Below are 23928 nucleotides of genomic sequence, written 5' to 3' on the forward strand. Positions count from 1 at the left end.
TATGCTAAGAGGCCGTTAAACAGTTTCCGGCTAGGCACCGCGCCTCGCTTTCATCCGTGGGGGAATGACGCCATGAACCGCTCCGTCCGCCGCTACGGCCTGGTGGCCGCCGCCTTGGCGACCTGCCTCTCGGCCGGCGCCGCTCTCTCCCAGGCCGGCTTCGATCCCAGCGTGCGGCAGGGCGTGGAGGCCTGGCAGGCGGGCAATTACGAGCAGGCGGTGCGCCACTGGCGGCCGCTCGCCGACCGCGGCGACGCGGACGCGCAGTTCAACATGGGCCAGGCCTATCGCATGGGCCGCGGCGTTCCCGCCGATCCGGCGCTGGCCCGCAACTGGTTCGAGCGCGCCGCGCGGCAGGGGCACGAGCAGGCCGAGGGCATTTTGGGCATGATGCTGTTCCAGGGCGGCCAGCGCCAGCAGGCGATGTCCTGGATCCGCCGCGCCGCCGATCGCGGCGACCCGCAGGCGCAGTACATCCTCGGCACCGCGCATTTCAACGGCGACCTGGTCGAACGCGATTGGCCGCGCGCCTATGCGCTGATGACCTCCGCCTCCGCGCAGGGCTTTCCGCCCGCGGCCGACAGCTTGCGCCAGATGGAGACCCATTTGAGCCCCGAAGACCGTCAGCGCGGCGCGACATTGGCCCGGGCCCTGCCCCGCGCCGGGGCACAGACGGCGGCGGCGACGCCCCCGGCCCCGCCCGCCCCGGCCGCGACCCCTTCGCGGACGCCCCGCGTTCCGGCCGCGCAGCCGCCGATCGCGCGCACCGAGCTGCCGCCTTCGGCTCCGGCCGCGACGCCGACGCCCACCCCGGCGGCGCCCGCTCCCGCCCAGGCGGCTCCGGCCACGCGCGCGCCGGCTCCGGCCGCCGGCCGCTGGCGCATCCAGCTCGGCGCGTTCGGCAGCGAGGCCAATGCCCGCCGCCAGTGGGAAAATGTCAGCCGCCGGGTCGGCGCGCTGTCGGGTCTCCAGCCGCGCTATGAGCGCGCCGGCGCCCTTACCCGGCTGCAGGCGGGCCCCATTTCCGATCGCGCCGCCGCCGACCGGCTCTGCGCCGCCGTCCGCGCCGCGGGCGAAGCTTGCCTGACGGTCGCGCCTTAACCCTTTTTTTGCGCCGCTCCTTTAGGTCCCTGAGACAGGGAAAAGGGGGAGATATTCATGGGCGCGCACCGCGGCTTCAGCAGATCGGCGGCAATGGCGTCGCGCTGGCGGCGCCGGCCGATGTGCGTTCTGATCGCCGATGCGCCGGCGCCGGCCGCTTTGCGCGAAATCTCCGCCCGCGGCGCCCTGCTCGACACGAACAGCCGGCCGGAAATCGGGGGTACCGTCGAGCTCCGCCACCCGGAAGCCGGCACGATCGAGGGGCGGGTGCGCGCCCATTCTGCCGACGGCATCGCCATCCAGTTCGACTGCGGGGCGCGCTCCGCCGCCTTCGCGCTCGCGGCGATCGCCGCCGACATGAGCCGGCCCGCCTGAACGCTCAGTCCTCCGCCGCCCACTCCCGCATCGCATAGCCTTGCGCGAACAGGAGCGCGCCGAGATCGTTGTGGTCGATGCGCGCCGCGGCGGCGGCCGCGGTCCTGGGCTTGGCGCGGTAGGCGACGCCGAGGCCCGCCGCCTCGATCATCGGAATGTCGTTGGCGCCGTCCCCCACCGCGAGCGTCGCATCGAGAGCGAGGCCATGCGCCGCGGCGGCATCGCCCAGCGCCCGCCGCTTCGCCTCGGCGCCCACGATCGGCCGGGCGACGGTGCCGCTCAGCCGACGTCCCTCGCTTTCGAGCACATTGGCGATCGCGCGGTCGAAGCCGATGTCGGCCGCGACCGGTTCGGCGAAACGGGTGAAGCCGCCCGACACGAGCAGGGTGTGGGCGCCGTGCGCCCGCATCGTGCGCACCAGCGCCTTCGCGCCCGGCATCGGCCGCACCCGCTCGGCGAGGCAGCGGTCGATAGCTCCGGCGTCGAGCCCGGCGAGCAAGGCGACGCGCGCGTCGAGCGCCGCCTCGAAGTCGAGTTCGCCCCGCATCGCCCGTTCGGTGACGTCCGCCACCTCGGCCTTGATGCCGGCATAGTCGGCAAGCTCGTCGATGCATTCGACGGTGATCATCGTCGAATCCATGTCCGCGATCAGCAGCCGCTTGCGCCGGCCCGCCTCCGGCTGCACCACCACGTCGACGCCGGACAGCAGGCCTTCCAGCGCCCCGCGCGCGACAATAGGATCGCCGGCGAACATGAGGTCGCAGGCCCGTTCCGCCTCGATCCAGGCGCGATCCGTGGCGGGCATTCCCGCCGTCGCCAGCGCGTCCTCCGCCGCCGAAATTTCGCCGTGCGACAGCCGTTCCGCTGCTATCAGGGTCGCGATGAACACAATTGCTCCTTCGAAGCCGAGGCTGGCGCTTATCGCGGGGCCGACGGCGAGCGGCAAGTCGACGCTCGCGCTGGCGCTGGCGGAACGCACCGGCGGCGCGGTCATCAACGCGGACAGCGCGCAGGTCTATCGCGACCTGCGCGTCGTGTCCGCCCGCCCCTCCCCCGAGGACGAGACGCGCGCGCCGCATCTCCTGTACGGGTATCGCGACGGCGCCCGGCCCTGCTCCGCCGCCGATTGGGCGGAGGACGCGCGGCGGGCGATCGCGGATTGCCATGGCGAAGGGCGGCTGCCGATCCTGGCCGGCGGAACGGGGCTTTATCTTCGCACCTTGATCGACGGCATCGCGCCGGTGCCCGACATCCACCCCGGGGTGCGGGCGGAAGTGCGGGCGCTGACCACCGAAGAGGCCTATCACCATCTCACCGACGAGGATTCGGACGCCGCCGCCCGCCTCAACCCCGCCGACACCTCCCGCATCGCTCGCGCGCTCGAGGTCGTCCGCTCGACCGGGCGGCCGCTCCAGGCTTGGCAAACAGAGCGTGTGGGCGGCATCGGCGAGGCGGTGGATCTCGTGCCGCTCATCCTGCTGCCGCCGCGCGACTGGCTCCACGCGAGATGTGACCGAAGGTTCGAAGAAATGATGTCAGACGAAGGGTTTGAAGAAGTTTCTTCGCTTCTGGCGCGAGATTTGCCGCCGAGCCTTCCGGTGATGCGGGCGATCGGCGTGCGGGAGATCGCCGGCTATGTGCGGGGCGAGCTGACGCGGGAGGCGGCGCTCGAGGCCGGCCGCACCGCCACCCGCCGCTATGCCAAGCGCCAATATACCTGGTTTCGCCACCAACCGCCGGCAGCATGGCCGCGCTGGCAGGCGGAGGTCGATTGCGCCGCCCTCCCCGATGTCCTAGCGCGGCTGTCATGAAGCTGTTCACTGACGGCGACGCCGACCTCTCGCTGATCCGCGGCCGCAGGGTCGCCGTGATCGGCTATGGCAATCAGGGGCGCGCCCAGGCGCTCAACCTGCGCGACAGCGGCGCCCCGCCGATCGTGGCGCTGCGCGAAGGCGCGCCGAGCCGCGCGCGGGCCGAGGCTGACGGGTTCGAAGTGGCGACGCCGGAGGATGCCGCCGCGCGCTGCGACGTCGCGGCGGTGCTGACGCCGGACGATGGCCAGGCCGAGATCTGGGAAACCGCGCTGAAGCCCAACCTCCCCCAAGGCGCGGCGCTGGTGTTCGCCCACGGTCTCAGCATCCGCTTCGGCCTGATCTCGCCCCGCCCGGACCTCGACATCGTGCTGGTCGCGCCCAAGGGCCCCGGCTCGGCGCTTCGCAGCGAATATGAAGCGGGCCGCGGTCTCGTCACCTTGTTCGCCGTCCATCAGGACGCGACCGGCGCGGCGGAGGCGCTCGCCCTTTCCTATGCGGCGGCGCTCGGCAGCGGCCGCGCCGGCATCCTCCCCACCAGCTTCGCCGAGGAATGCGAGGCCGATCTGTTCAACGAGCAGGCGGTGCTGTGGGGCGCGATCCCGGAGCTGATCCACGCCGGCTACGAAACTCTGGTCGACGCGGGTTTCTCACCCGAAGTTGCCTATTTCGAGTGCCTTACGGAGGTGAAGTTGATAGCCGATCTCATCTATGCTCGCGGCATTGCGGGCATGCGGGAGGCAATCAGCAACACCGCCGAATTCGGCGCACTGCAGGGCGGCCGCCGGATCGTCACGCCGGAAACCCGGGCCGAGATGCGGCACATCCTGGCCGAGGTACGGAACGGAAGCTTCGTCGCCGAATTGATGGCCGACGCGTCGGCAGGCTATCCGAAGCTCCGCGCCTCCCGCCGCGAGGCATCTTCTCATCCGATCGAAGAGGTTGGACGCAAGCTACGGGAAATACGTCCGAACTGAAGCGGACGCCGCGGGCTTTCCCGTAGCATTACCGTATGTTGCAGAAATGCGACAGCAAGCGTCCTAATCGAACCAACCTATGGATTTCCCTAGGTATTGACACCCGCCGACCCGCCCTAGGTGGGAGCCCTTCCGTTCCTCCGAGGGGATTTCCACACATGACCATCCGCCACAGGGTCGCGGCATCCGCATCCTTGTTCACGCTGGCGATCGCCGTCGCCGCTCCCGCCCAGGCACAGACCGAGACTCGGATCGACGAGACCACGCCGCAGCCGATCGCCGTCGAGGACGCGTCGGCCGACTCGATCGTAGTGACCGGTTCGCGCATTCCGCGCGCGAATTTCGACACCGCCCAGCCGGCGGTCGTGCTCGGCAACGAGCAGATCGAGATGCGCGGCGTAACCAATATCGGCGAGGCGTTGATGGAGCTGCCGGCGTTCGGCGTTCCGGGCGGCAACCGCGTCGGCGGTCAGGCGGGGGCCTTCGGATCCGGCCAGACCTTCATCAATTTCTTCGGCCTTGGCGACCAGCGCACGCTCACCGTCGTGAACGGCCGCCGCTTCGTCAGCTCCAACACGGCCTCGATCTTCGGCCCGACGGGCGCCGGTTCGCAGGTCGATTTCAACGTGATCCCGACGCTGCTGGTCGACCGGGTCGAGACGGTGGCCGTCGGCGGCGCGCCGATCTACGGCTCCGACGCGATCGCGGGCACCGTCAACATCATCACCCGCCGCGATTTCAACGGCGCACAGATCGATGCCCAATACGGCATTTCCCAGCTCGGAGACGCGCCCGATTACCGCATCCGCGGCATCGTCGGCCGCAACTTCGCCGGCGGCCGCGGCAACATCACCGTGGCGGGCGAGTATAACGAGGCGAGCGGCCTCGAAGGCACGCAGCGCCCCGGCCGCGGCCTCAGCCGCTTCTTCACCAGCCCGCTCGGTCAGTCGGAGTTCCGCAACGTCCTGATCCAGGACCGGCGCATCCCGGCGCTCGCCGAATTCGGCGCGCCCCTGGTCAGCGACTTCTTCCCGCTCTCCCCCGGCCAGGCCGCCGGCTTCGGCGGCTATCAGCCGAGCGTCGTCGACGCGCAGGGCAACCCGCTGGTGTTCGACCGTAGCGGCAACCTCGTGCCGCTCGATTTCGGCCGCCAGACCGGCAACATCATCAATTTCGACGGCGGCGGCGGCTTCTCGCTCCCCGAAAACCTTCTGAGCCCGGTCCGCCGCTATCTCGGCGCGGCGCTCGCCCAGTTCGAGCTGACGCCGCGCCTGCGCGCGTTCGGCGAGGCCTGGTACGCCAACAGCCGCGGCACCCAGCTGCGCGACCAGCCGGTCTACAACACCGCATTGTTCGACGATGCCGGAACACCGGACGGCAACTTCATCATCAGCATCGACAATCCCTTCCTGACGCCGCAGGCGCGAGCGATCATCGCCGACAATCTGGCGAACAACCCGAACCGCGATTTCGCGAGCCAGGACTTCTTCTATCTGGGACGCGCCAACACCGATCTGGCGACCGGCCTCGGCTATTCGGAAGTGCAGCTGCAGCGCTACGTGCTCGGCATCGACGGCAGCTTCGACGCGTTCGGTCGTGACCTGCAGTTCGAACTGGTCGGCGTCTACGGCCGCTCGGCGACCGAAGGCCGCGAGCGGGTCGTCGTCCAGCAGAATCTGGAGAATGCGCTGAACGCGGTGCGCGACGCCAGCGGCAACATCGTCTGCGCTCCCGGCTACCAGAACGCCTCGATCGCGACGCTGAGCTCGGTCTGCGTGCCGTTCAATCCGTTCGGCCAGCAAGTGAGCCGCGCGGCGATCGACTATATCACGACGATCGCCGATCCGAGGGCGGTCAACGACCAGTGGGTCGGGACGGCGTCCGTCGGCGGATCGCTGTTCGACATCTGGGGCGGTCCGGTCGGCTTCGCGCTCGGCGTCGAGCATCGCCGCGAATCCTCCACCTTCGATCCGGGCGCCTTCTATTTCGGCGAAGCGGACCCCACCGATCCGAACGGCGGCCGCAATCAATATGGCCGGTCGATCCCGATCGACCCGGTGTCCGGATCGTTCCGCACCAACGAAGTATTCGGCGAACTGACGGTGCCGCTGCTCGGCCGCGGCACCACCCTGCCGCTCGTCCATTCGCTGGAGCTGAACGGCGCGGCCCGCTATATCGACCACTCCTACGCGGGCGGCGATCTCACCTGGACGGCGGGTGCGACCTGGCAGCCGGTCCGCGACCTGACCGTTCGCGGCAACTTCACCCGTTCGGTGCGCGCGCCGGCGATCACCGAGCTGTTCAACCCGACCAGCCAGATCTTCACCACCGCGCAGGATCCGTGCGACAGCCGCTTCCGCAATGCCGGACCCGATCCGGCACGGCGGCAGGCGAACTGCCTCGCGCACGGCCTGGGTCCGGACTTCCAGTCGAACATCGTGGACTTCACCACCCGCGGCGAGCTGGCCGGCAATCCGAACCTGGACAATGAAAAGGCCGACAGCTGGACGATCGGCGCGGTGCTCCGCCCGCGCTTCCTGCCGCGCTTCACGGCCTCGGTCGACTGGATCGACATCTCGCTCCAGGGCGCGATCCAGAGCCTCGACGCGACCTCGACGCTACAGGCCTGCTACGACGCGCCGGACTTCCCGGCGGCGGTCTGCAACCAGTTCGAACGCGACGCCAACGGGCAGATCCCGTTCATCCGGACGGGCTATGCCAACGCCGCCTCGCGCCAGTTCCGCGGCCTGGTCAGCGAAGTCGCCTATCGCCTGCCCACCCCCTTCCTGGGAGCGGACAGCTCGGTGAACCTCGGCCTCAACTACATGTATATCGACCGGCTGCAGTACCGGGTCGGCCAGGGCGACATCACCACTCTGCGCAACTCGATCGGCTATTCGCCCCACCAAGCGACGGCCAACATCACCTATCGCAACGACAACTTCTCCTGGCTGACGCAGCTCCAGTATATCGGTTCGGCGCTGTTCAACCCGGACGAGGCGGAGAACAACCGCGACATCCCGGGCGTGGGCGACGTGATGTTCGTCAACACGACGCTGGCGTTCGACGTCAACGAACGCTTCGGCTTCCGGCTGATCGTCGACAATCTGCTGGACACCCGGCCGCCTTACCCGGCGCCGGGCGGCGGCGGTCGCATCACCTACTTTGACGGCCTGATGGGCCGTTACTTCAAGGTCGGTGCGAGCATCCGCTTCTAACATTCTAAAGTTCCTGTCCCCTTGACAGGTGAAGGCGGGCGCCCCTCCCGGGGTTGCCCGCCTTCTTTTTCGCGACTCCGCCGGTTGCGGCAGGCGCTGCGATCCCCCAAGCCGGATGCCATCCGAAGACTTCGAGGGATGGAATGGCGAGGCCGGACGAACGAAGGCTGCTCCAGGGCGCGGTGGCTCTGGCCGCTGCGGTGCCGATCCTGGCGGGCGGCGCCGGGGTCGCGACCGGCGGCGCCTTCCTGACGGGAGTCGAGCCGCCGCTTGCGACCGATCTCGACAGCCACATGCGCTACCTCTCGGGGCTCCTGCTCGGGATCGGCCTCGCCTTCCTCGCGGCCATTCCGCGCATCGAGCGTAATGGCGTCATCTTCGCCGGGCTGGGAGCGATCGTCGTAGTCGGCGGGCTCGGAAGGCTGCTGTCACTGGCCGTCGCGGGCGTCCCCGGCCCGGGCCATCTGTTCGGCCTCGCCATGGAGCTGGCGGTGGTCCCCGCTCTGGTGCTCTGGCAGCGGCGGATCGCCGCAGCGCGCTCGGGCGGCTGAAAGGGTTCAGCCTACAGAAGGGCGGACTCTGCTAACCGGGCTCCATGACGATCCTGAAGCCTATCCGCGCCGCCGCCGGCGGCCTCATCCTCCTCGCGGCCTGCGGCGTCGCCGCGCCGGCCAACGCGCAAGCGGCGGCGAACGTCGCCGCGAGCGAGTGGACGATCGGGCCGATCATCAACGGCCGCAACCACTCGCGCGGCATGCCGCTCCAGCCGACGCCCGGCCGCAACGGCGCATGGCATATCGATCTGCCGCAGGCGCCGGGCAGCGTCCATTATGTGACCTTCCGCCACGGCTCGCTCGCGGGCAAATCGCGCATCGTCATGCGCTACCGGATCGAAGCGGCGCCCGGAGTGCGCATCTCCCCGCGCGGCTATCCGCAATGGGAGGCGCTGCTGACGCCCTATTTCCAGCGCCGCGGCGACAATTGGAGCGCCGCGGGCCGGTTCGAGACCTACCGCTGGTACGGCACCTTCGCCTCGAAGCCGATGCAGCGCGGCGAACATGTGATCGTGGCGCCGCTCACCGCCAACTGGACGGCGCTTGAACGTTCCACCGCCCATGGCAACTCCGCGGCCTTCCGCGACGCTCTGGCCCATGCGGACGAGGTCGGCTTCGTGCTGGGCGGCGGTGACGGCTACGGCCACGGCGCTTTCGCCAGCGGGCGCGCGCGGCTGGTCGTGACCGAGTTCCGGGTGGAGTAACAGGGGGCGGCCGGAAACCGCCCCCTCCCTGCTCAGAAGGCTTCGGCCGGGAGCGCCATGATCGTGTCGGCGCCCGCTTCGATCTTGCGCCGCAGGGCGCCGGTGTCGGGCATGATGCGCTCGGCATAGAAGCGGGCGGTGGTGAGCTTGGCGCGGTGGAAGTCCGCATCCTCGGCGCCGTTCGCGAGCACCGCGGCGCTCGCCTTCGCCATCTTCAGCCACATCAGGCCGAGGCAGACAATCCCCATCATCGTCATGTAGGGATAAGCGGCGGCCCCGGCATGATTGGGGTTGGCGAGCCCGTTCTGCATCAGCCACATCGTGGCGGTCTGCAGGTCGCCGTTCGCCTTTTCGAGCGCGGCGGCGAAATCCTTCAGTTCCTCATTGCCCCTGGCGTCGTTCACCTCGTCGGCGACGATGCGGAAGAAGGCCTGGATCGCGCGTCCGCCATTCTGGCCGAGCTTGCGGCCGACGAGGTCGAGCGCCTGGATGCCGTTGGTGCCTTCGTAGATCTGGGCGATGCGCGCGTCGCGGACGAACTGCTCCATCCCCCATTCGCGGATATAGCCATGGCCGCCATAGATCTGCTGGGCGTTGACCGCCGTCTCGAAGCCCTTGTCGGTGAGATAGCCCTTGATGACGGGAGTCAGCAGCGAGATGATGTCCATCGCCGCCTCGCGCTCCGCCTCGTCTTCCGACTTGCGCGACAGATCGACCTGGAGGGCGCCCCACAGGATGAACGCGCGGGCGGCCTCGTTGAACGCTTTGGCCTCCATCAGCATGCGCCGCACGTCGGGATGGACGATGATCGCGTCGGCGCGGGCGTCGGGATCGCGCTGGTCCGGAACGAGCGCGCGGCCCTGGCGCCGGTCCTTCGCGTAGGTGACGGCGTTCTGATAAGCGATCTCGCCCTGGGCGAGACCCTGAAGGCCGACGCCGAGCCGCGCCGCGTTCATCATGATGAACATGGCGGCCAGCCCCTTCTCCGGCTCGCCGACCAGATAGCCGGTCGCCTCGTCATAGTTGAGGAGGCAGGTCGAATTGCCGTGAATCCCCATCTTCTCCTCGATCGAGCCGCAATGGACGCCGTTGCGGGCGCCGAGGCTGCCGTCAGGATTGACGAGGAATTTCGGGACGATGAAGAGGGAGATGCCCTTCACCGTGTCCGGCGCGCCGCTGATCTTGGCGAGGACGAGGTGGATGATGTTCTCGGACAGATCGTGCTCGCCCGAGGAGATGAAGATCTTGGTCCCGCTGATCTTGTAGCTGCCGTCCGGCTGCGGCTCGGCCTTGGTCTTGAGGAGGCCGAGATCGGTGCCGCAATGCGGCTCGGTCAGGTTCATGGTGCCGGTCCATTTGCCGGACACCATGTTGGGCAGATAGGTCTGCTTCTGCTCGTCCGAGCCCTTGATGACGATGGACGCGATCGCGCCCTGCGTCAGGCCGTGATACATTTCGAACGCCTGGTTGGCGGACAGCAGATATTCGGTGATGGCGGTGCCGACCACCTGCGGAAGCCCCTGCCCGCCGAACTCCTCCGGTGCCGACAGCGTCGTCCAGCCGCCCGCGACGAACTGGTCCCAGGCGTCCCTGAAGCCGGGCGGCGTCGACACCGATCCGTCATCGTGCCGGGTGCAGCCCTCCTCGTCGCCGATCCGGTTGAGCGGGGCCAGCACTTCGGCCGCAAAGCGACCGCCTTCGTTCAGGATCGCCTCGATCATGTCGGGCGTCGCATTCTCGAAGCCGGGCACGTTGGCGTAGCGGTCGAGCCCGATCACCTGCTCGAGAACGTAGCGGGTCTCGCGGACGGGGGCGGTATAGCTGGGCATTCGGCTCTCCTTGAGGGCTATTTGCGGGCGGCGGCGCGGCGCGCGCGCTCGCCGGCGCCGGCTTCGGAACGCGGCGGCAGCGGCAGGCCCTTGTCGGCCGCCTCCACCATGTCGATGAAGCGCTCAAGCTCGTTAATGGTCGCGTCGATGTCGACACGCTGCTTCTTCAGCAGATCGACCCGCGCCTGGCATTTCTCGATCGTCACCCGGCGCTGCGCGGCGCGGCCGTCGCCGATGTCGTAGAGATCAATCATCTCGCGGATTTCGGCCAGGCTGAAGCCGACCCGCTTGCCGCGCAGGATCCAGGCGAGCCGCGCGCGGTCGCGCCATGAATAGACCCGCGAGAGGCCATGGCGGCTGGGCGAGATCAGCCCCTCATCCTCGTAGAAGCGCAGGGCGCGCGCCGTGACGCCGAATTCCTCGCACAAATCGGTGATGGTGTAGCTCTTGCCGCTCGGATCGGGGGTCGAGAAATCGGAGTGGAGCGCTGAGTTCGACATGGCCGCGATCCATAGTTTACGTTCACGTCAACGTCAATGCCGGGGGCTCCTTCGCGCCCAAACCCAGGAGCAGCAGAGTGTCACAATATGGTCACATGCTGACGTCTTTTTTGCAGCGCGTCATTTAGGGACTCTCCCCCTGCGGAAAACCGCAGCATCATCCCTGCCGGGGACACTGTCACTCGATTCGCAGGGGGTTCAAAATGACCAGATTTACCCGCTTCGTGCTTCTGTCCGGCCTCTCGACCGCGGCGCTCGTCGCTCCCGCCGCCGCGCAGCAGCAAGGCGGCATCAACGAACCGCCCGCGCTTCCCACCGATGCGATCGAGCAACAGACCGCGAGCGGCGAGCTGATCGTGGTGACCGGCACCCGCCGGACCGACCGGACGCTCGCCGAAAGCCCCGTGCCGATCGACGTCATCTCCGCCGATGCGCTGGTCAATACCGGCACCACCGAGGTCAACCGGCTGCTGAACCAGCTCGTCCCCTCCTTCAACTTCCCGCAGCCGTCGATCACCGACGGCACCGACGTGCTGCGCCCCGCGACCCTTCGCGGCCTCTCGCCCGACCAGACGCTGGTGCTGGTGAACGGCAAGCGCCGCCACACCTCGGCGCTGCTCAACATCAACGGCTCGGTCGGCCGGGGCTCGGCGGCAGTCGACCTCAACGCCATTCCGACACTTGCCATCGAGCGGATCGAAGTGCTGCGCGACGGCGCCTCCTCGCTCTACGGTTCGGACGCGATCGCCGGCGTTATCAACATCCAGCTGCGCCGCCAGCCGGGCGGGCGCGCCCAGATGACGTTCGGCCGCTATCACAGCTCGCTCGAGGGCGTGCCCGAAGTGACCGGCGTCCAGCGTCAGGCGAACGGCGAACCGGCCGTGGACGCCGACGGCAATTTCGTGCTCACCACCACCGGCCGGGACCGCCGCGCCCGCGACGGCGACACCTGGACCTTCGCCGCGACCTATGGCGCCGCCATTGGCGCGACCGGCTATGTGAACCTCACCGGCGAAATCCGCGACCGCGACTTCACGAACCGCGCGGGCTACGATCCGCGGCGGCAATTCCCGACGGTGGGCGGCCTGTCGGACGCGCGCGAATTCACCTTCGACCGGCTGAACCACCGCTACGGCGACGCCGAAACGCGCGACTACAACTTCTTCCTCAATGCCGGGTTCGACATTACGCCCGAGATCGAGTTCTACAGCTTCGCGAGCTACGGCAGCCGCCAGGGCGAGAGCGCCGGCTTCTACCGCCGCGCCATCGACCCGCGGAACCGCGACTTCGCCGCGTCCACCACCACCTTCGTCCCCTTCTACCCGGCCGGCTTCCTGCCGCTCATCACCAGCGTCATCGAGGATTATTCGCTGGCGGGCGGCGTGCGCGGCGCCACCGCCGGGTGGAACTGGGACCTGTCCTGGGTCTACGGTCACAACGCTTTCGACTTCGGCGTCGCCAACAGCTTCAACACCAGCTTCGGCGGCCAGCTCAGCCAGCGCCAGTTCGACGCGGGCGGCGTCCGATTCGGCCAGCATGTCGTCAACGCCGACGTCCAGCGCAGCATCCCGGTGGGCTTCCTGCAGGAGCTGTCGTTCGCGGCCGGCGTCGAATATCGGCGCGAGAATTACCGGATCGTCGCCGGCGACTTCCAGAGCTACGCCGCCGGTCCGTTCGCCGGCCCGCCCTTCAACGCTCCCGCGGGCGCGCAGGTTTTCCCCGGCTTCCGCCCGGCGAACGAGGTGGACGCGTCGCGGCGCAGCTATTCCGCTTATGCCGAACTGGACGCCGACTTCACCGAATGGTTCACGATGCAGGTCGCCGGCCGCTACGAGGATTATTCGGATTTCGGCGACGCGCTGAACGGCAAGGTCGCCGCCCGCCTCGCGCCGGTCCAGTGGGGCTCGCTGCGCGGATCGGTGTCGACCGGCTTCCGCGCCCCCTCGCTCCAGCAGCAATTCTTCGCCACCAGCTCCACCAACAACGTGAACGGGGTGCTGGTCGAGATCGGCACCTTCCCGGTCGCGAGCCCGGTGGCCCGTGCGCTCGGATCGCAGCCGCTCCGTCCGGAAAAGTCGCTGAACTTCGGCGCCGGCCTCACGCTGACGCCGGGCGGCGGCTTCAACCTCACCGTCGATTATTACAACGTGAAGATCGACGACCGCATCGTGGTGACCGAGAATCTCCAGGGCGCCGCCGTCGTCGCCCTGCTGCAGCAGGCGGGCTTCAACAACATCACCTCCGCCCGTTTCTTCATCAACGGCATCGACACCCGCACCACCGGCCTCGACATCGTCGGCACCTATCGCATCCCGGACATGGGCATGGGATCGCTGATGCTGACGGCCGGCTACAACCGCAACCGCACCCGCATCACCGATCGGGCGGTGCTGCCGACGCTTCCGGGCCTCACCCTGTTCGGCCGGCAGGAATCGCTCCGCATCGAGCAGGGCCAGCCGCGCAGCAAGATCAATCTCGGCGTCGACTGGGATCTGAACGCGGTCGGCGCGACGGTCCGCACCAACCGCTATGGCAAGGTGCTGGCGCCGGGCGCCACCGCGCCCACCGACATCGAACTGGAGCCGCGCTGGATCACCGACGCCGAAATCCGGCTGAAGCCGATCGGCGGGATCGAGCTGGCGATCGGCGCGAACAACGTGTTCGACGTCTACCCGACGCGTCTGCCGGCCGGCGGGATCTTCGGCGCGAACAACTACTTCCTGCCTTATTCCAGCTTCTCGCCGTTCGGGTTCAACGGCCGCTTCGTCTACGCGCGGGTGGCGGCGACCTTCTGACGGCCGTTAGCCCGGCCATTCGGCGCAGAGCGGGTCACCGACCAGATCGGTGGCCCGCATCGCGTCCTCGGCCGTGTCGCCGGTCTTTTCGAAGCGCGCCTCCGCCATGCTCGCGCCCGGCCCGCAATAATAAGCGCAGCCTTGGGGAAACTCGCCCGGCATGGTGACGGTGCCGTTCGCGATCGTCGCCTCGATCACGCATTGCTCGTCGCCGGCCATGGTGAGCCGCAGCGTGCCGCCGTCCCGCACCGCCTGGCCGATACCGCTGCAGTTGCGATCGCCCTCCGACCAGGTGACGAGGCCGAAGCGGCTGTTCCCGGTTGCCCGGTCGATGATGCACAGCTGATCGCGCCGGGCGCCGCGCGCCGCGCCTTCGTAGAGGCCGGTCAGCTCGGCGGTGCGCACGGCCTGCCGCTGCGCGGCCTCCGCGCCGGTCGCGTTGCCGTCCTGTGGGTCTCCGGTTCCGCAGCCGGCCAGGAACAAGGGGAGGATCAACAGGCGTTTCATGACGGTCCTTTCTCATGTCCCTGAATGCGCGCCGGCCATCAAAGGTTCAGGCGGGCCGTGGCAGGGCAAACCTAATCCACAGCAAAATACGGACAAGGGGCGACAAGGCGCCCTCCCCTTCCTATATGGCGCCCCAACGGGCGAGCGACGGGCGATGGACATGTTGACGACCAATCCTTTCGATCAGGACGCCTATGGCGACAAGCTGCGCGAGGAGTGCGGCGTGTTCGGCGTCTGGGGCGCGGACACCGCCTCGGCCGTGGTGGCGCTCGGCCTTCACGCGCTGCAGCATCGCGGGCAGGAGGCGGCGGGCATCACCAGCTGGGACGGGCACGCGTTCCATTCGCATCGCGCCCAAGGCCATGTCGCCGGCAATTTCGACAAGGATTCGGTGATCCGCGCGCTGGCCGGCCGCTCCGCCATCGGCCACGTCCGCTATTCGACGACCGGGGAGACGGCGCTGCGCAACGTCCAGCCGCTGTTCGCCGAACTGGCCTCGGGCGGCTTCGCGGTCGCCCACAACGGCAACATCTCGAACGCGATGAAGCTGCGCAAGGAGCTCAACCGCCGCGGCTCGATCTTCCAGTCGACGTCGGACACGGAAGTCATCATCCATCTCGTCGCGACGTCCAGCTATCGCACCTTGCTCGACCGCTTCATAGACGCCCTGAAGCAGATCGAAGGCGCCTACAGCCTCGTCTGCCTGACCGGCGAGGGCATCCTCGCCTGCCGCGATCCGCTCGGCATAAGGCCGCTGGTGATGGGCCGGCTGGGCGACACCTACATCTTCGCCTCGGAGACCGTCGCGCTGGACGTGGTCGGCGCGACCTACATCCGGTCGGTCGAGCCGGGCGAGCTCATCATCGTCTCCGACAAGGGCGTACGCTCCCACCGGCCCTTCGCCGACGTGCGCCCCCGCCCCTGCATCTTCGAACATGTCTATTTCGCCCGGCCCGACAGCATCGTCGACGGCTCCTCGGTCTATTCGGTGCGCAAGCAGATCGGCGCCGAGCTCGCCCGCGAGAACCCGGTGGACGCCGATTTCGTGGTGCCGGTGCCGGACAGCGGCGTCCCCGCCGCGATCGGCTATGCCCAGCAGTCCGGCATCCCGTTCGAACTCGGCATCATCCGCTCCCATTATGTCGGCCGGACCTTCATCCAGCCGAGCGACGCCGTCCGCCATCTGGGCGTCAAGCTGAAGCACAATGCCAACAGCGCGCTCATCCAGGGCAAGAAGCTGGTGCTGATCGACGATTCGATCGTGCGCGGCACCACCAGCCTCAAGATCGTGCAGATGCTGCGCGAGGCGGGCGCGCGGGAGGTGCATATGCGCATCGCCAGCCCGCCGACCCGCCACAGCTGCTTCTACGGCGTCGACACGCCGGAACGGGCGAAGCTGCTCGCGGCACAGATGGATGTCGCGGCGATGGCCAATTACATCAACGCCGACAGCCTCGCCTTCCTGTCGATCGACGGGCTCTACCGGGCATTGGGAGAGGACGTGCGGGAAGAGGCCCAGCCGCAATATTGCGACGCCTGCTTCACCGGCGACTATCCGACCCGCCTTACGGATCATGAAGAGAGCGAGCCGGCCGACCAGCTCGCCCTCCTGTCGGAGCGCTACGCCTAATGAGCGGATTTCTTGAAGGACGGCTGGCGCTGGTCACCGGCGCCAGCCGCGGCATCGGCGCGGCCACGGCCGAAGCGCTCGCCCGCGAAGGCGCGCATGTCGTGCTGACCGCGCGCACCGCCGAGGATCTGGAGCAGGTGGAGGAGCGGATTTTCGCCGCCGGCGGCCACGCCACCATCGCGCCGCTCGACCTTACGGACGGGACCAGCATCGCCCGCCTCGCCGCCGCCGTGCGCGAGCGCTGGGAGAAGCTGGACGTGCTTGTGCTGAACGCCGCGATGCTCGGCACGCTGACGCCGGTCCACCAGATCGACGGCAAGGAGTTCAACAAGCTCCTCACCCTCAACCTGCTCGCCCAGCAGGCGATGATCGCCGGGTTCGACGCGCTGCTGAGGGCGAGCGACGCCGGCCGGCTGCTCGCCGTCACGTCCAGCGTCGGGCGGACGCCGCGGGCCTATTGGGGCGCCTATGGCGCTTCGAAGGCGGCGCTCGAGACCTTGGTGTCGAGCTATGGCGAGGAGGTGCGCAATCTCACCGCCACCCGCGTCGCGATCGTCGATCCGGGCGCCACCGCCACCACGATGCGCGCCCGCGCCTTTCCCGGCGAGGATCCAACCACATTGAAACCGCCGAGTGCGGTCGCCGAGGCGATCGTCGACCTGCTCCGCGCCGGCTTCGAGACCGGCCACCGGCTGGAAATCGCCTGAGCCTTGCGTTCCCGGGAGCGGCTTAACGCCCCTCTTGCTCGATCCGCGCACCGACATGGCGGAAGAAGGTCTCGCGAGCGATCGAGCGCGGTCCGTCACTGGCGGCGGGCCAGGCGCCGAGCGTCACCATGACCAGACGCCGTTCGGGGTCGATCCGGATCGACTGGCCGAAGATGCCGCGCGCGATATAGCCGCGATCCAGCGTCCACCATTGATAGCCATAGCCGTCGCCGCGCGGCGACACCGGATGGTGGAGGCGGGTCGCCTCCGCCACCCAGCCGGCGGGAAGCACGTCGCGGCGCCCCGCCCGGCCGCCGTCCAGCATGAACTGGCCGATGCGGGCATAGTCCCGCGCCCGCGCGGAGATGCAGCAGCCGGCAATCTCATGGCCGCGCTCGTCGAGCTGCCAGAAGGCGTCGGCTTCCATGCCGTAGGGGCGCCAGATCCGCTCCGACGCATATCGGGCGAGCGGCTTGCCCACCGCGCGGCTGACGACGACGCCGATGAGGTTGGTTTCGGCCGTATTGTAGTTCCAGCGCGTGCCCGGCTCCGCCGCCCGCGGCAGCTTGCGAAGATAAGCGACGGTCACGTCCATGCCCTCGGGCGGCGGCTCGGCGAACATGCGGGCGACGTCGCTCGCCGGATCGGTATAATCCTCGTTCCAGCGCACCCCCGAGGACATGGTGAGGACGTGGCGGACGGACACGCCGTCATAGGCCGATCCGGCAAGCTCCGGGACGTAGCGCGTGACCGGATCGTCGAGCGAGGCGATATGGCCGTCGCGCACCGCGGCGCCGACCAGCGTCGAGGTCAGCGACTTGGCGACCGAAAAGCTCGTCCAGCGCTGTTCCGGCGTGAAGCCGCGGGCATAGCGTTCGAGACGGATGCGGCCGTCCTGAAGGACGATCAGGGCGGCAATATTCTGGCTTTCGACGAACTCCTCGATCATCGTCTCGTCCACCGGGAGCGGCGCTCCCTGCGCCAGCGGCCGCGCCCGCCCACCGGCGCGGATCATGCGGGTGGGGAAGATCGTCTCCATCGTGCGGAAATTCGCGTCGCGCTGCTCCTGGCTCCAGAACAGCACTTCCGCGCCCGCCTGGCGCAGGCGGGCGGTGTCGGCGGAGCTCAGCGCCGGCTCGGGCGGCGGCGCCACCGCGCAGCCGGAGAGGAGCATGGCGGCGGCCAGGCTGAGCAGCGATCGTGTCATTCAATCCCCCGGAATTTGGTGCAGCTGGAAGAGCAGAATGGCGGGCCGGCGGCAAGCGCTCCGGTCAGCGAGGCTTCGAAAGCGTGACTTGCGCGACGTCGATCCCGCCGCCGCGGAAGCCGCCCTCGCAATACATGAGATAGTAGCGCCACAGGCGGTGGAAGGGTTCGTCGAAACCGGCCGGGAGCCGCCCGCCCGCGACCGCGGCGTCGTAGCGCGTCCGCCACCGCCGAAGCGTTTCGGCATAATGGGGGCCATAGTCGAAGCGGTCGCTCCACTGGAGACCCGCCGCCTCCGCGATGCGCCGGAAGCGCGGCTCGAAGATCAGCAGGCCGCCCGGGAAGATATACGTTTGGATGAAATCGGCATTGGCGGCATAGCTGTCGAACAGGGGGTCACGGATCGAGATGAACTGCAGCGCGGCACGGCCGCCCGGCTTCAGCACACGGGCGATGGCCCGCAGATAGTCCGGCCAATATTCCCGCCCGACCGCCTCAACCATCTCGACGGATGCGACGGCATCGAACGTCCCTTCGACGTCGCGATAGTCGGTGAGCGCGATCGACACCCGATCGGCGTGGCCCGCCGCGGCAAGCCGCGCCTCCGCCCAGGCTTTCTGTTCCGCGGACAAAGTGAGCCCGGTCACCCGGGCGCCATATTCGCCCGCCGCCATCTCGGCCAATCGCCCCCAGCCGCAGCCGATCTCCAGCAACCGATCCCCCGGCTTCAGGTCCAGGCGGTCGAGCAGGAGACGGATCTTGCGGTCCTGCGCCTCCTCCAGGGGCTCCGCGTCCGCTATCGGCTCCGCGAAGACGGCGCTCGAATAGGTCATGCCCCGGTCGAGCCAGGCGGCGTAGAAGTCGTTTCCCAGATCGTAATGATGGGCGATGTTGCGCCGCGCCCGCGCCTTGCCATTGGCGCGGAGACGGTGAGCGATGCGGTTGACGAGACGCCACATCCCCTTGGCGCGTGCGGTCTCGCCCATGCTTTCGGCGTTGAGCATGAATAGCTCGAACAGCGGCACCGGGTCCGGGCTCGACCATTCGCCCGCCTCCCACGCCTTGTACCAGCCGACCGATCCGGAGGCGGCGAGCCGGACGAGCGCGCGCCAGCTGTGGAGATGGACCACCGGCGCCGGCCCCTCCGCGCGGCCGCCGAGCAGGCGGCGCGACCCGTCGGGAAGGACCGCCTCGATCCGCCCCGCGACCAGCGCGCCGTCGATCCGCCGGAGCAGCCGTTCGAACCCGCCCGCGGCGAGCCGGGCGAGCGGCCCGCCTCCGGTGGTGAAGCCGCGGTCTGCGGCGACGAGGTGACGGCCCCGATGCGCGTTCATGACCGGGTGATGCGACGATCGCGGCGGGACCGCAAGAGCGACCCGGCAGGGCACCGAGCCGACTTTTGTGCGTTGAACGGCGCGTGATGACCAGGACAGTTCACGCCCTCTTCGCCGCTTTCGCCCTCCTCCTCGTGGCCGGGCTCGCCGTGCCCACCGCGGATGCCCGCCAGGCCGCTCCAATCGAGACGCGCGCGGCCGCGCTGAAGGGCAGCTCCTGGATCTGGGAGCCGGAGCGCTCGCGCGAGGGCCCGGTCGAGGTGGTGATCGGCCTGAAGCGCCAGATCGCGTTCGTCTACCGCGGCGGCAAGCTGATCGGCGCCTCGTCGATTTCGAGCGGCGCGCGCGGCCATGAATCGCCGATCGGCCGCTTCCAGATCCTGGAGAAGAAGCGGCACCACCGGTCGAACCGCTATGACGACGCGCCGATGCCGTTCATGCAGCGGCTGAACTGGTACGGGGTCGCGCTGCACGGCGGCCATGTGAACGGGCGGCCGCTGTCCAAGGGCTGCATCCGCCTGCCGATGGGCTTCGCCGAGCGGCTGTTCGGCGCCACGGCGATGGGCGGCTTCGTGTTCATCACCGAAGACGAACTGCCGAGCCCGGCGGCGGCGCTGGAGCTCGCCCGCGCGCATGCCGACGCGCCGATCCCCGCGGACCGCATGCCAAGGAACGCGGCGGCGGCGACCGCCGCGCCCTGACCGGTCAGATTTCCCGCGGCTCCTTTGTGACCTGCCAGCTCTGGCCCTTGCCGACCAGCGCCTGAAGGTCACGCGTCTTGCCGGTCGCCGCCGCGCGGTTCTGCTCGATCACGGCGCTGTCGAAGGTCGGTCTCGGATCGTCGTAGATGACGCCCAGCGCCATCGGGAAGGCGCCGAACGGCATGTCGACCAGCATGTGGGCGATCGCCTTGTTCTTCGGATCGTGGACGATGACCTCGGCCGCCCGCCAGTCGCCGCCCTCCACGTCGACCACCTTCAGGGTCAGCGCCTCGCGGTCGAGCGTGATGCCCTTGGTCCCACCATCGAACAGCATCGGCTCGCCGGTCTTCAGCCACAGCTGCTTGGCCGCATTCTCCTTGGCGGTGAAGGGCGCGAACACGTCGTCATTGTAGACGATGCAATTCTGGAAGATCTCGACGAAGGCGGCGCCCTTATGCGCGTGGGCGGCCTTCAGCACGTCGGGCAGATATTTCGACACGTCGATGCCGCGGCCGACGAAGCGCGCGCCGGAACCCAGCGCGAAGGCGCAGGGGCTCGCGGGCCGGTCGACCGAGCCGAACGGGGTCGAGGGGCTGCGCGTGCCGACCCGGCTGGTCGGCGAATATTGCCCCTTGGTGAGGCCGTAAATCTCGTTGTTGAACAGCAGGATCTGGCAATCGAGGTTGCGGCGCAGGATGTGCATCGTGTGGTTGCCGCCGATCGACAGCGCATCGCCGTCGCCGGTGATGATCCACACGTCGAGTTCGGGATTGGCGAGCTTCACCCCGGTCGCGATCGCCGGCGCGCGGCCGTGGATCGTATGGAAGCCGTAGGTTTCCATATAATAAGGAAAGCGGCTCGAGCAGCCGATGCCGGAGACGAACACGGTCTTGGCGGGATCGGCGCCCAATTCCGGCATCGTCCGCTGCACCGCCTTCAGCACGGCATAGTCGCCGCAGCCGGGGCACCAGCGCACCTCCTGATCGGTCGCGAAGTCCTTCGCGGTGAGCTTCACCATCTCGTTCATGATCAGACCCCGCGGGTGAGATAGATTATCAGGATGACGACGAGCACCAGCATCAGCAGCATGGGCAACGGGCGATTGGTCATGACAGCGCCTCCTCGATGGCGGCTTCGATCTCGGCGATCTTGAACGGCTGACCCGACACCTTGAGGACCGGGCGGGCGTCGACCAGATACTGGTCGCGCAGCAGCGTCTTGAGCTGGCCCATGTTCATCTCCGGCACGATCACGCGGTCGAAGCTGCGCAGCAACTCGCCGAGATTCTTCGGCAACGGCCAGATGTGGCGGATATGGAGATGGGCGACATCGAGATCGCGGCGCCGCGTGCGGCGCACGGCCTGCGCGATCGGCCCGTAAGTCGAACCCCAGCCGACGACGCAAAGCCGCGCCCCCGCCTCACCGGCCTCGAGCGCCTGATCGGGGATCGAATCGGCGACGCCCATCACCTTGTCGGCGCGGATGTTCGTCATCGCCTGGTGGTTTTCCGGCGAATAATCGATGTGGCCGGTCGCGACGTTCTTCTCGATCCCGCCGATCCGGTGGGTGAGCGACGGCGTCCCCGGGCGGATCCACACGCGCGCGAGCTTGTCGTCACGCGTGTAGGGGCGAACACCCTCCCCTTCGACCGGCGGGGCTTCATGGAAGCTGACCGGGAAGGGGGCGTAAGACGACATGTCCGGCACCTTCCAGGGCTCGGCGGCATTGGCGATATAGCCGTCGGTCAGCAGCATCACCGGCGTCATATATTGCGTCGCGATCCGCACCGCCTCGATCGCGCAGTCGAACGCGTCGGCGGGCGAACGGGCGGCGATAACCGGCATCGGCGCGTCGCCGTTGCGGCCATAAACGGCCTGGTAGAGATCGGACTGCTCGGTCTTGGTCGGAAGGCCGGTGGACGGCCCGCCGCGCTGCGAATTGACGATGACGAGCGGCAGCTCGGTCATGATGGCGAGTCCCATCGCCTCGGTCTTGAGCGCGATACCGGGGCCGGAGGAGCTGGTGACGCCGAGCTGGCCCGCGAAGCTCGCGCCGATCGCCGAGCAGATCGCCGCGATCTCGTCCTCCGCCTGGAAGGTGGTGACGTCATATTCCTTGAGGCGCGAGAGATGGTGGAGGATCGCCGATGCCGGCGTGATCGGATAGCCGCCGAAGAACATCGGCAAACCGGCGAGCTGCGCACCCGCGACAAGGCCAAGCGAGATGGATTCGGCGCCCGTCACCGTGCGGTAGAGGCCGGGCTCCGCGGGCGCCGGATCGATGCGGTGCTGCTGGAGCTGGCCGCCGATCTCCGCCGTCTCGCCAAAGGCGTGGCCGGCATTCAGCGCGGCGATGTTCGCCTCCGCCAGTTCCGGTGCCTTCGCGAACTTGCTCTTCAGCCAAGCCTCGATCGGCCCGCGCTCGCGGTCGAACATCCAGAGCGCCAGCCCGAGCGTCCACATGTTCTTGCAGCGCAGCGCTTCCTTGTTGCCGAGGCCAAACGGCTTCACGGCATCGAGGGTGAGCTGCGAGATGTTGAACGAGATGACCTGCCAGCGGGCGAGGCTTCCGTCCTGGAGCGGGTTCACCTCATAGCCGGCCTTGGCGAGGTTGCGGGCGCCGAACTCGCCTTCGTCGGCGATGATGAGACCGCCGGGCTTCAGCGCGTCGACATTCACCTTGAGCGCGGCCGGATTCATCGCGACGAGCACGTCCGGCTGATCGCCGGCCGTCTCGATCGCCGAGGATCCGAAATTGATTTGGAAGGCGGACACGCCGAAGGTCGTCCCCTGCGGCGCCCGGATCTCGGCCGGGAAATCGGGAAAGGTCGCCAGATCGTTGCCCGCCAGCGCCGTCGAGAGAGTGAACTGCCCGCCGGTCAGCTGCATGCCGTCGCCGCTGTCGCCGGCGAACCGGACGACGACGGATTCGAGCGGGCCGGTGGCGGCGGCTTCTTCGGCTGTGACGAAATGGGTGGCGGTGGCCATCTTCATGTCCTGCAAGTCTGATCGGAGTCCCTCTACGCCCGGGAGCGGCCGGACCCAAGGTGGAAATTCCGCCTGTCGTTACAAGGTCCCATATTGCCCGAACACGGCGCCGATCGTCAGCATCGTCCGGACATGGGCGCGCGCGACCGCCATGAGGTCGCCATAGCCGCCGCCGGGCGTGCTCGCGAGGGCGACGCCGCTCCTTCGGGCGAGCTCCGCCACCCACCGGTCGCGCGCGTCGAGACCCTCCGGCGTCAGCGACAGCCGCCCCAGCCGGTCGCCGGCCAGCGGATCGACCCCGGCCTGATAGAGGATGATGTCGGGCCGGAACGCCTCGACGAGCGGGAGCAGGGTTTCGCGCAGCCGGGCGAGATAGGCCGCATCGCCGACGCCGTCGGGCAGCGCGACGTCCACCGTCGAACGCGCCTTGCGGGCCGGGAAGTTCTTTTCGGCATGGATCGAATAGGTGGCGATGCCGGGCCGGCCCGCCGTCAGCGCCGCGGTGCCGTCGCCCTGGTGAACGTCGCAATCGACGATGAGGACCCGCCGCGCCTCCCCCTCGCCGACCAGCCGCACCGCCGCCGCCGCGAGGTCGTTCAGCACGCAATAGCCCGCGCCGCTGTCGTGCAGCGCATGGTGGCTTCCGCCCGCGCTGTTGGCGGCATAGCCCCGCGCCTTGGCGGTGAGCGCCGCCAGATAGGTGCCGCCGGGCACCCGCAAGGCCCGGCGCGCCACCCGCTCGTCGACCGGAAAGCCGATCCGGCGCTCCTTCTCGGGCGGCACCCGCGCCTCCGCCACTTCGGCGACATAGTCCGGGCAATGCACCGCCTCCAGCCAGCGCCGCGGCATCGGCTCCGGCGCGAACCAGTCGATCGCCGCTTCGCTTTCCAGCAGCGCCTCGCGGATGAGGCCGTTCTTGTTCCAGCTATAGGCGTTGCCCGGCCGGGCGGGGGCGACGTAATCGGGATGATGGACGACCGGGATCACCGCCC

The 23928-nt window shown here is 68.7% G+C and carries 20 protein-coding genes; 11 read left to right on the top strand and 9 right to left on the bottom strand.

Features of this window, described 5'->3' with window-relative positions; all coding sequences use genetic code 11:
* The first annotated feature begins 72 nt into the window (after nucleotides 1–72).
* Nucleotides 73–1101 carry an SPOR domain-containing protein gene (locus ACK4K7_RS07820; protein WP_431864950.1) on the top strand — a complete coding sequence of 343 codons (1029 nt, stop codon included), beginning with the start codon at nucleotides 73–75 and terminating at the stop codon, nucleotides 1099–1101.
* Nucleotides 1102–1158: 57 nt separating this feature from the next.
* The gene (locus tag ACK4K7_RS07825; protein ID WP_431864952.1) at nucleotides 1159–1476 is read left to right on the top strand and encodes a hypothetical protein; all 318 of its coding nucleotides are present in this window, start codon (nucleotides 1159–1161) and stop codon (nucleotides 1474–1476) included.
* A 4-nt stretch (nucleotides 1477–1480) separates the two neighbouring features.
* Here the strand turns inward: ACK4K7_RS07825 and serB are convergent, their stop codons facing one another.
* The gene (serB, locus tag ACK4K7_RS07830; RefSeq protein ID WP_431864953.1) at nucleotides 1481–2365 is read right to left on the bottom strand and encodes a phosphoserine phosphatase SerB; all 885 of its coding nucleotides are present in this window, start codon (nucleotides 2363–2365) and stop codon (nucleotides 1481–1483) included.
* Between serB and miaA the strand changes: the two genes are divergently transcribed.
* From miaA to ACK4K7_RS07855, 5 genes are all read left to right on the top strand, one after another.
* Nucleotides 2358–3287 (top strand): tRNA (adenosine(37)-N6)-dimethylallyltransferase MiaA, encoded by a 930-nt coding sequence (gene miaA / locus ACK4K7_RS07835; RefSeq protein ID WP_431864954.1) that lies wholly within the window; start codon nucleotides 2358–2360, stop codon nucleotides 3285–3287. The genes serB and miaA overlap by 8 nt on opposite strands.
* Nucleotides 3284–4264 (top strand): ketol-acid reductoisomerase, encoded by a 981-nt coding sequence (ilvC, locus tag ACK4K7_RS07840; protein ID WP_431864956.1) that lies wholly within the window; start codon nucleotides 3284–3286, stop codon nucleotides 4262–4264. Before miaA ends, ilvC begins: the two co-directional genes overlap by 4 nt.
* Nucleotides 4265–4422: 158 nt before the next feature.
* Nucleotides 4423–7482 (top strand): TonB-dependent receptor domain-containing protein, encoded by a 3060-nt coding sequence (locus ACK4K7_RS07845; RefSeq protein ID WP_431864957.1) that lies wholly within the window; start codon nucleotides 4423–4425, stop codon nucleotides 7480–7482.
* A 143-nt stretch (nucleotides 7483–7625) separates the two neighbouring features.
* The gene (locus ACK4K7_RS07850; protein WP_431864959.1) at nucleotides 7626–8033 is read left to right on the top strand and encodes a DUF4345 domain-containing protein; all 408 of its coding nucleotides are present in this window, start codon (nucleotides 7626–7628) and stop codon (nucleotides 8031–8033) included.
* 44 nt (nucleotides 8034–8077) lie between these two features.
* Nucleotides 8078–8740 carry a hypothetical protein gene (locus ACK4K7_RS07855; RefSeq protein ID WP_431864961.1) on the top strand — a complete coding sequence of 221 codons (663 nt, stop codon included), beginning with the start codon at nucleotides 8078–8080 and terminating at the stop codon, nucleotides 8738–8740.
* A 32-nt stretch (nucleotides 8741–8772) separates the two neighbouring features.
* On the opposite strand, the gene ACK4K7_RS07860 is transcribed toward ACK4K7_RS07855, so the two are convergent.
* Nucleotides 8773–10569: an acyl-CoA dehydrogenase C-terminal domain-containing protein gene (locus ACK4K7_RS07860; protein ID WP_431864963.1), complete on the bottom strand. Its 1797-nt coding sequence runs from the start codon at nucleotides 10567–10569 to the stop codon at nucleotides 8773–8775.
* A 17-nt stretch (nucleotides 10570–10586) separates the two neighbouring features.
* Complete coding sequence (locus tag ACK4K7_RS07865) at nucleotides 10587–11069, bottom strand: MerR family transcriptional regulator (protein WP_431864964.1); 483 nt, start codon at nucleotides 11067–11069, stop codon at nucleotides 10587–10589.
* A 203-nt stretch (nucleotides 11070–11272) separates the two neighbouring features.
* Here ACK4K7_RS07865 and ACK4K7_RS07870 point away from each other — a divergent pair, with 203 nt between their 5' ends.
* Nucleotides 11273–13864 carry a TonB-dependent receptor plug domain-containing protein gene (locus tag ACK4K7_RS07870; RefSeq protein WP_431864966.1) on the top strand — a complete coding sequence of 864 codons (2592 nt, stop codon included), beginning with the start codon at nucleotides 11273–11275 and terminating at the stop codon, nucleotides 13862–13864.
* A gap of 6 nt (nucleotides 13865–13870) precedes the next feature.
* On the opposite strand, the gene ACK4K7_RS07875 is transcribed toward ACK4K7_RS07870, so the two are convergent.
* Nucleotides 13871–14371 (bottom strand): hypothetical protein, encoded by a 501-nt coding sequence (locus ACK4K7_RS07875; protein WP_431864968.1) that lies wholly within the window; start codon nucleotides 14369–14371, stop codon nucleotides 13871–13873.
* Nucleotides 14372–14531: 160 nt separating this feature from the next.
* On the opposite strand from ACK4K7_RS07875, the gene purF reads away from it, so the two are divergent.
* Both purF and ACK4K7_RS07885 read left to right on the top strand, forming a co-directional pair.
* Nucleotides 14532–16001: an amidophosphoribosyltransferase gene (gene purF / locus ACK4K7_RS07880; RefSeq protein ID WP_431865220.1), complete on the top strand. Its 1470-nt coding sequence runs from the start codon at nucleotides 14532–14534 to the stop codon at nucleotides 15999–16001.
* Entirely contained in the window at nucleotides 16001–16708 is a 708-nt protein-coding gene (locus ACK4K7_RS07885; protein WP_431864970.1) for an SDR family NAD(P)-dependent oxidoreductase, read from the top strand. The genes purF and ACK4K7_RS07885 overlap by 1 nt, the downstream gene beginning before the upstream one ends.
* A 22-nt stretch (nucleotides 16709–16730) precedes the next feature.
* On the opposite strand, the gene ACK4K7_RS07890 is transcribed toward ACK4K7_RS07885, so the two are convergent.
* Together ACK4K7_RS07890 and ACK4K7_RS07895 are read right to left on the bottom strand one after the other, a co-directional pair.
* Nucleotides 16731–17915 (bottom strand): serine hydrolase domain-containing protein, encoded by a 1185-nt coding sequence (locus ACK4K7_RS07890; RefSeq protein WP_431864972.1) that lies wholly within the window; start codon nucleotides 17913–17915, stop codon nucleotides 16731–16733.
* 64 nt (nucleotides 17916–17979) lie between these two features.
* Complete coding sequence (locus tag ACK4K7_RS07895) at nucleotides 17980–19248, bottom strand: class I SAM-dependent methyltransferase (RefSeq protein ID WP_431864974.1); 1269 nt, start codon at nucleotides 19246–19248, stop codon at nucleotides 17980–17982.
* An 86-nt stretch (nucleotides 19249–19334) separates the two neighbouring features.
* Here ACK4K7_RS07895 and ACK4K7_RS07900 point away from each other — a divergent pair, with 86 nt between their 5' ends.
* Nucleotides 19335–19949: a L,D-transpeptidase family protein gene (locus ACK4K7_RS07900; protein WP_431864975.1), complete on the top strand. Its 615-nt coding sequence runs from the start codon at nucleotides 19335–19337 to the stop codon at nucleotides 19947–19949.
* Between the two features lie 4 nt (nucleotides 19950–19953).
* On the opposite strand, the gene ACK4K7_RS07905 is transcribed toward ACK4K7_RS07900, so the two are convergent.
* From ACK4K7_RS07905 to ACK4K7_RS07915, 3 genes are all read right to left on the bottom strand, one after another.
* Nucleotides 19954–20976 carry a 2-oxoacid:ferredoxin oxidoreductase subunit beta gene (locus ACK4K7_RS07905; RefSeq protein WP_431864976.1) on the bottom strand — a complete coding sequence of 341 codons (1023 nt, stop codon included), beginning with the start codon at nucleotides 20974–20976 and terminating at the stop codon, nucleotides 19954–19956.
* A 79-nt stretch (nucleotides 20977–21055) separates the two neighbouring features.
* The gene (locus ACK4K7_RS07910; RefSeq protein WP_431865222.1) at nucleotides 21056–22936 is read right to left on the bottom strand and encodes a 2-oxoacid:acceptor oxidoreductase subunit alpha; all 1881 of its coding nucleotides are present in this window, start codon (nucleotides 22934–22936) and stop codon (nucleotides 21056–21058) included.
* Between the two features lie 78 nt (nucleotides 22937–23014).
* Nucleotides 23015–23923, bottom strand: coding sequence for a histone deacetylase family protein (locus tag ACK4K7_RS07915; RefSeq protein ID WP_431864978.1), 909 nt, complete (start codon nucleotides 23921–23923; stop codon nucleotides 23015–23017).
* Nucleotides 23924–23928: the final 5 nt, after the last annotated feature.

It is taken from the genome of Allosphingosinicella sp., from assembly GCF_046295735.1.
Taxonomy (GTDB): domain Bacteria; phylum Pseudomonadota; class Alphaproteobacteria; order Sphingomonadales; family Sphingomonadaceae; genus Allosphingosinicella.

What these genes read in the sequence shown, in the direction of transcription:
- ACK4K7_RS07820 (WP_431864950.1), top strand. Translation starts at nt 73, where the DNA reads ATGAACCGCTCCGTCCGCCGCTACGGCCTGGTGGCCGCCGCCTTGGCG.
- ACK4K7_RS07825 (WP_431864952.1), top strand. Translation starts at nt 1,159, where the DNA reads ATGGGCGCGCACCGCGGCTTCAGCAGATCGGCGGCAATGGCGTCGCGC.
- miaA (WP_431864954.1), top strand. Translation starts at nt 2,358, where the DNA reads ATGAACACAATTGCTCCTTCGAAGCCGAGGCTGGCGCTTATCGCGGGG.
- ilvC (WP_431864956.1), top strand. Translation starts at nt 3,284, where the DNA reads ATGAAGCTGTTCACTGACGGCGACGCCGACCTCTCGCTGATCCGCGGC.
- ACK4K7_RS07845 (WP_431864957.1), top strand. Translation starts at nt 4,423, where the DNA reads ATGACCATCCGCCACAGGGTCGCGGCATCCGCATCCTTGTTCACGCTG.
- ACK4K7_RS07850 (WP_431864959.1), top strand. Translation starts at nt 7,626, where the DNA reads ATGGCGAGGCCGGACGAACGAAGGCTGCTCCAGGGCGCGGTGGCTCTG.
- ACK4K7_RS07855 (WP_431864961.1), top strand. Translation starts at nt 8,078, where the DNA reads ATGACGATCCTGAAGCCTATCCGCGCCGCCGCCGGCGGCCTCATCCTC.
- ACK4K7_RS07860 (WP_431864963.1), bottom strand. Translation starts at nt 10,569, where the DNA reads ATGCCCAGCTATACCGCCCCCGTCCGCGAGACCCGCTACGTTCTCGAG.
- ACK4K7_RS07865 (WP_431864964.1), bottom strand. Translation starts at nt 11,069, where the DNA reads ATGTCGAACTCAGCGCTCCACTCCGATTTCTCGACCCCCGATCCGAGC.
- ACK4K7_RS07870 (WP_431864966.1), top strand. Translation starts at nt 11,273, where the DNA reads ATGACCAGATTTACCCGCTTCGTGCTTCTGTCCGGCCTCTCGACCGCG.
- ACK4K7_RS07875 (WP_431864968.1), bottom strand. Translation starts at nt 14,371, where the DNA reads ATGAAACGCCTGTTGATCCTCCCCTTGTTCCTGGCCGGCTGCGGAACC.
- purF (WP_431865220.1), top strand. Translation starts at nt 14,532, where the DNA reads ATGTTGACGACCAATCCTTTCGATCAGGACGCCTATGGCGACAAGCTG.
- ACK4K7_RS07885 (WP_431864970.1), top strand. Translation starts at nt 16,001, where the DNA reads ATGAGCGGATTTCTTGAAGGACGGCTGGCGCTGGTCACCGGCGCCAGC.
- ACK4K7_RS07890 (WP_431864972.1), bottom strand. Translation starts at nt 17,915, where the DNA reads ATGACACGATCGCTGCTCAGCCTGGCCGCCGCCATGCTCCTCTCCGGC.
- ACK4K7_RS07895 (WP_431864974.1), bottom strand. Translation starts at nt 19,248, where the DNA reads ATGAACGCGCATCGGGGCCGTCACCTCGTCGCCGCAGACCGCGGCTTC.
- ACK4K7_RS07900 (WP_431864975.1), top strand. Translation starts at nt 19,335, where the DNA reads ATGACCAGGACAGTTCACGCCCTCTTCGCCGCTTTCGCCCTCCTCCTC.
- ACK4K7_RS07905 (WP_431864976.1), bottom strand. Translation starts at nt 20,976, where the DNA reads ATGAACGAGATGGTGAAGCTCACCGCGAAGGACTTCGCGACCGATCAG.
- ACK4K7_RS07910 (WP_431865222.1), bottom strand. Translation starts at nt 22,936, where the DNA reads ATGGCCACCGCCACCCATTTCGTCACAGCCGAAGAAGCCGCCGCCACC.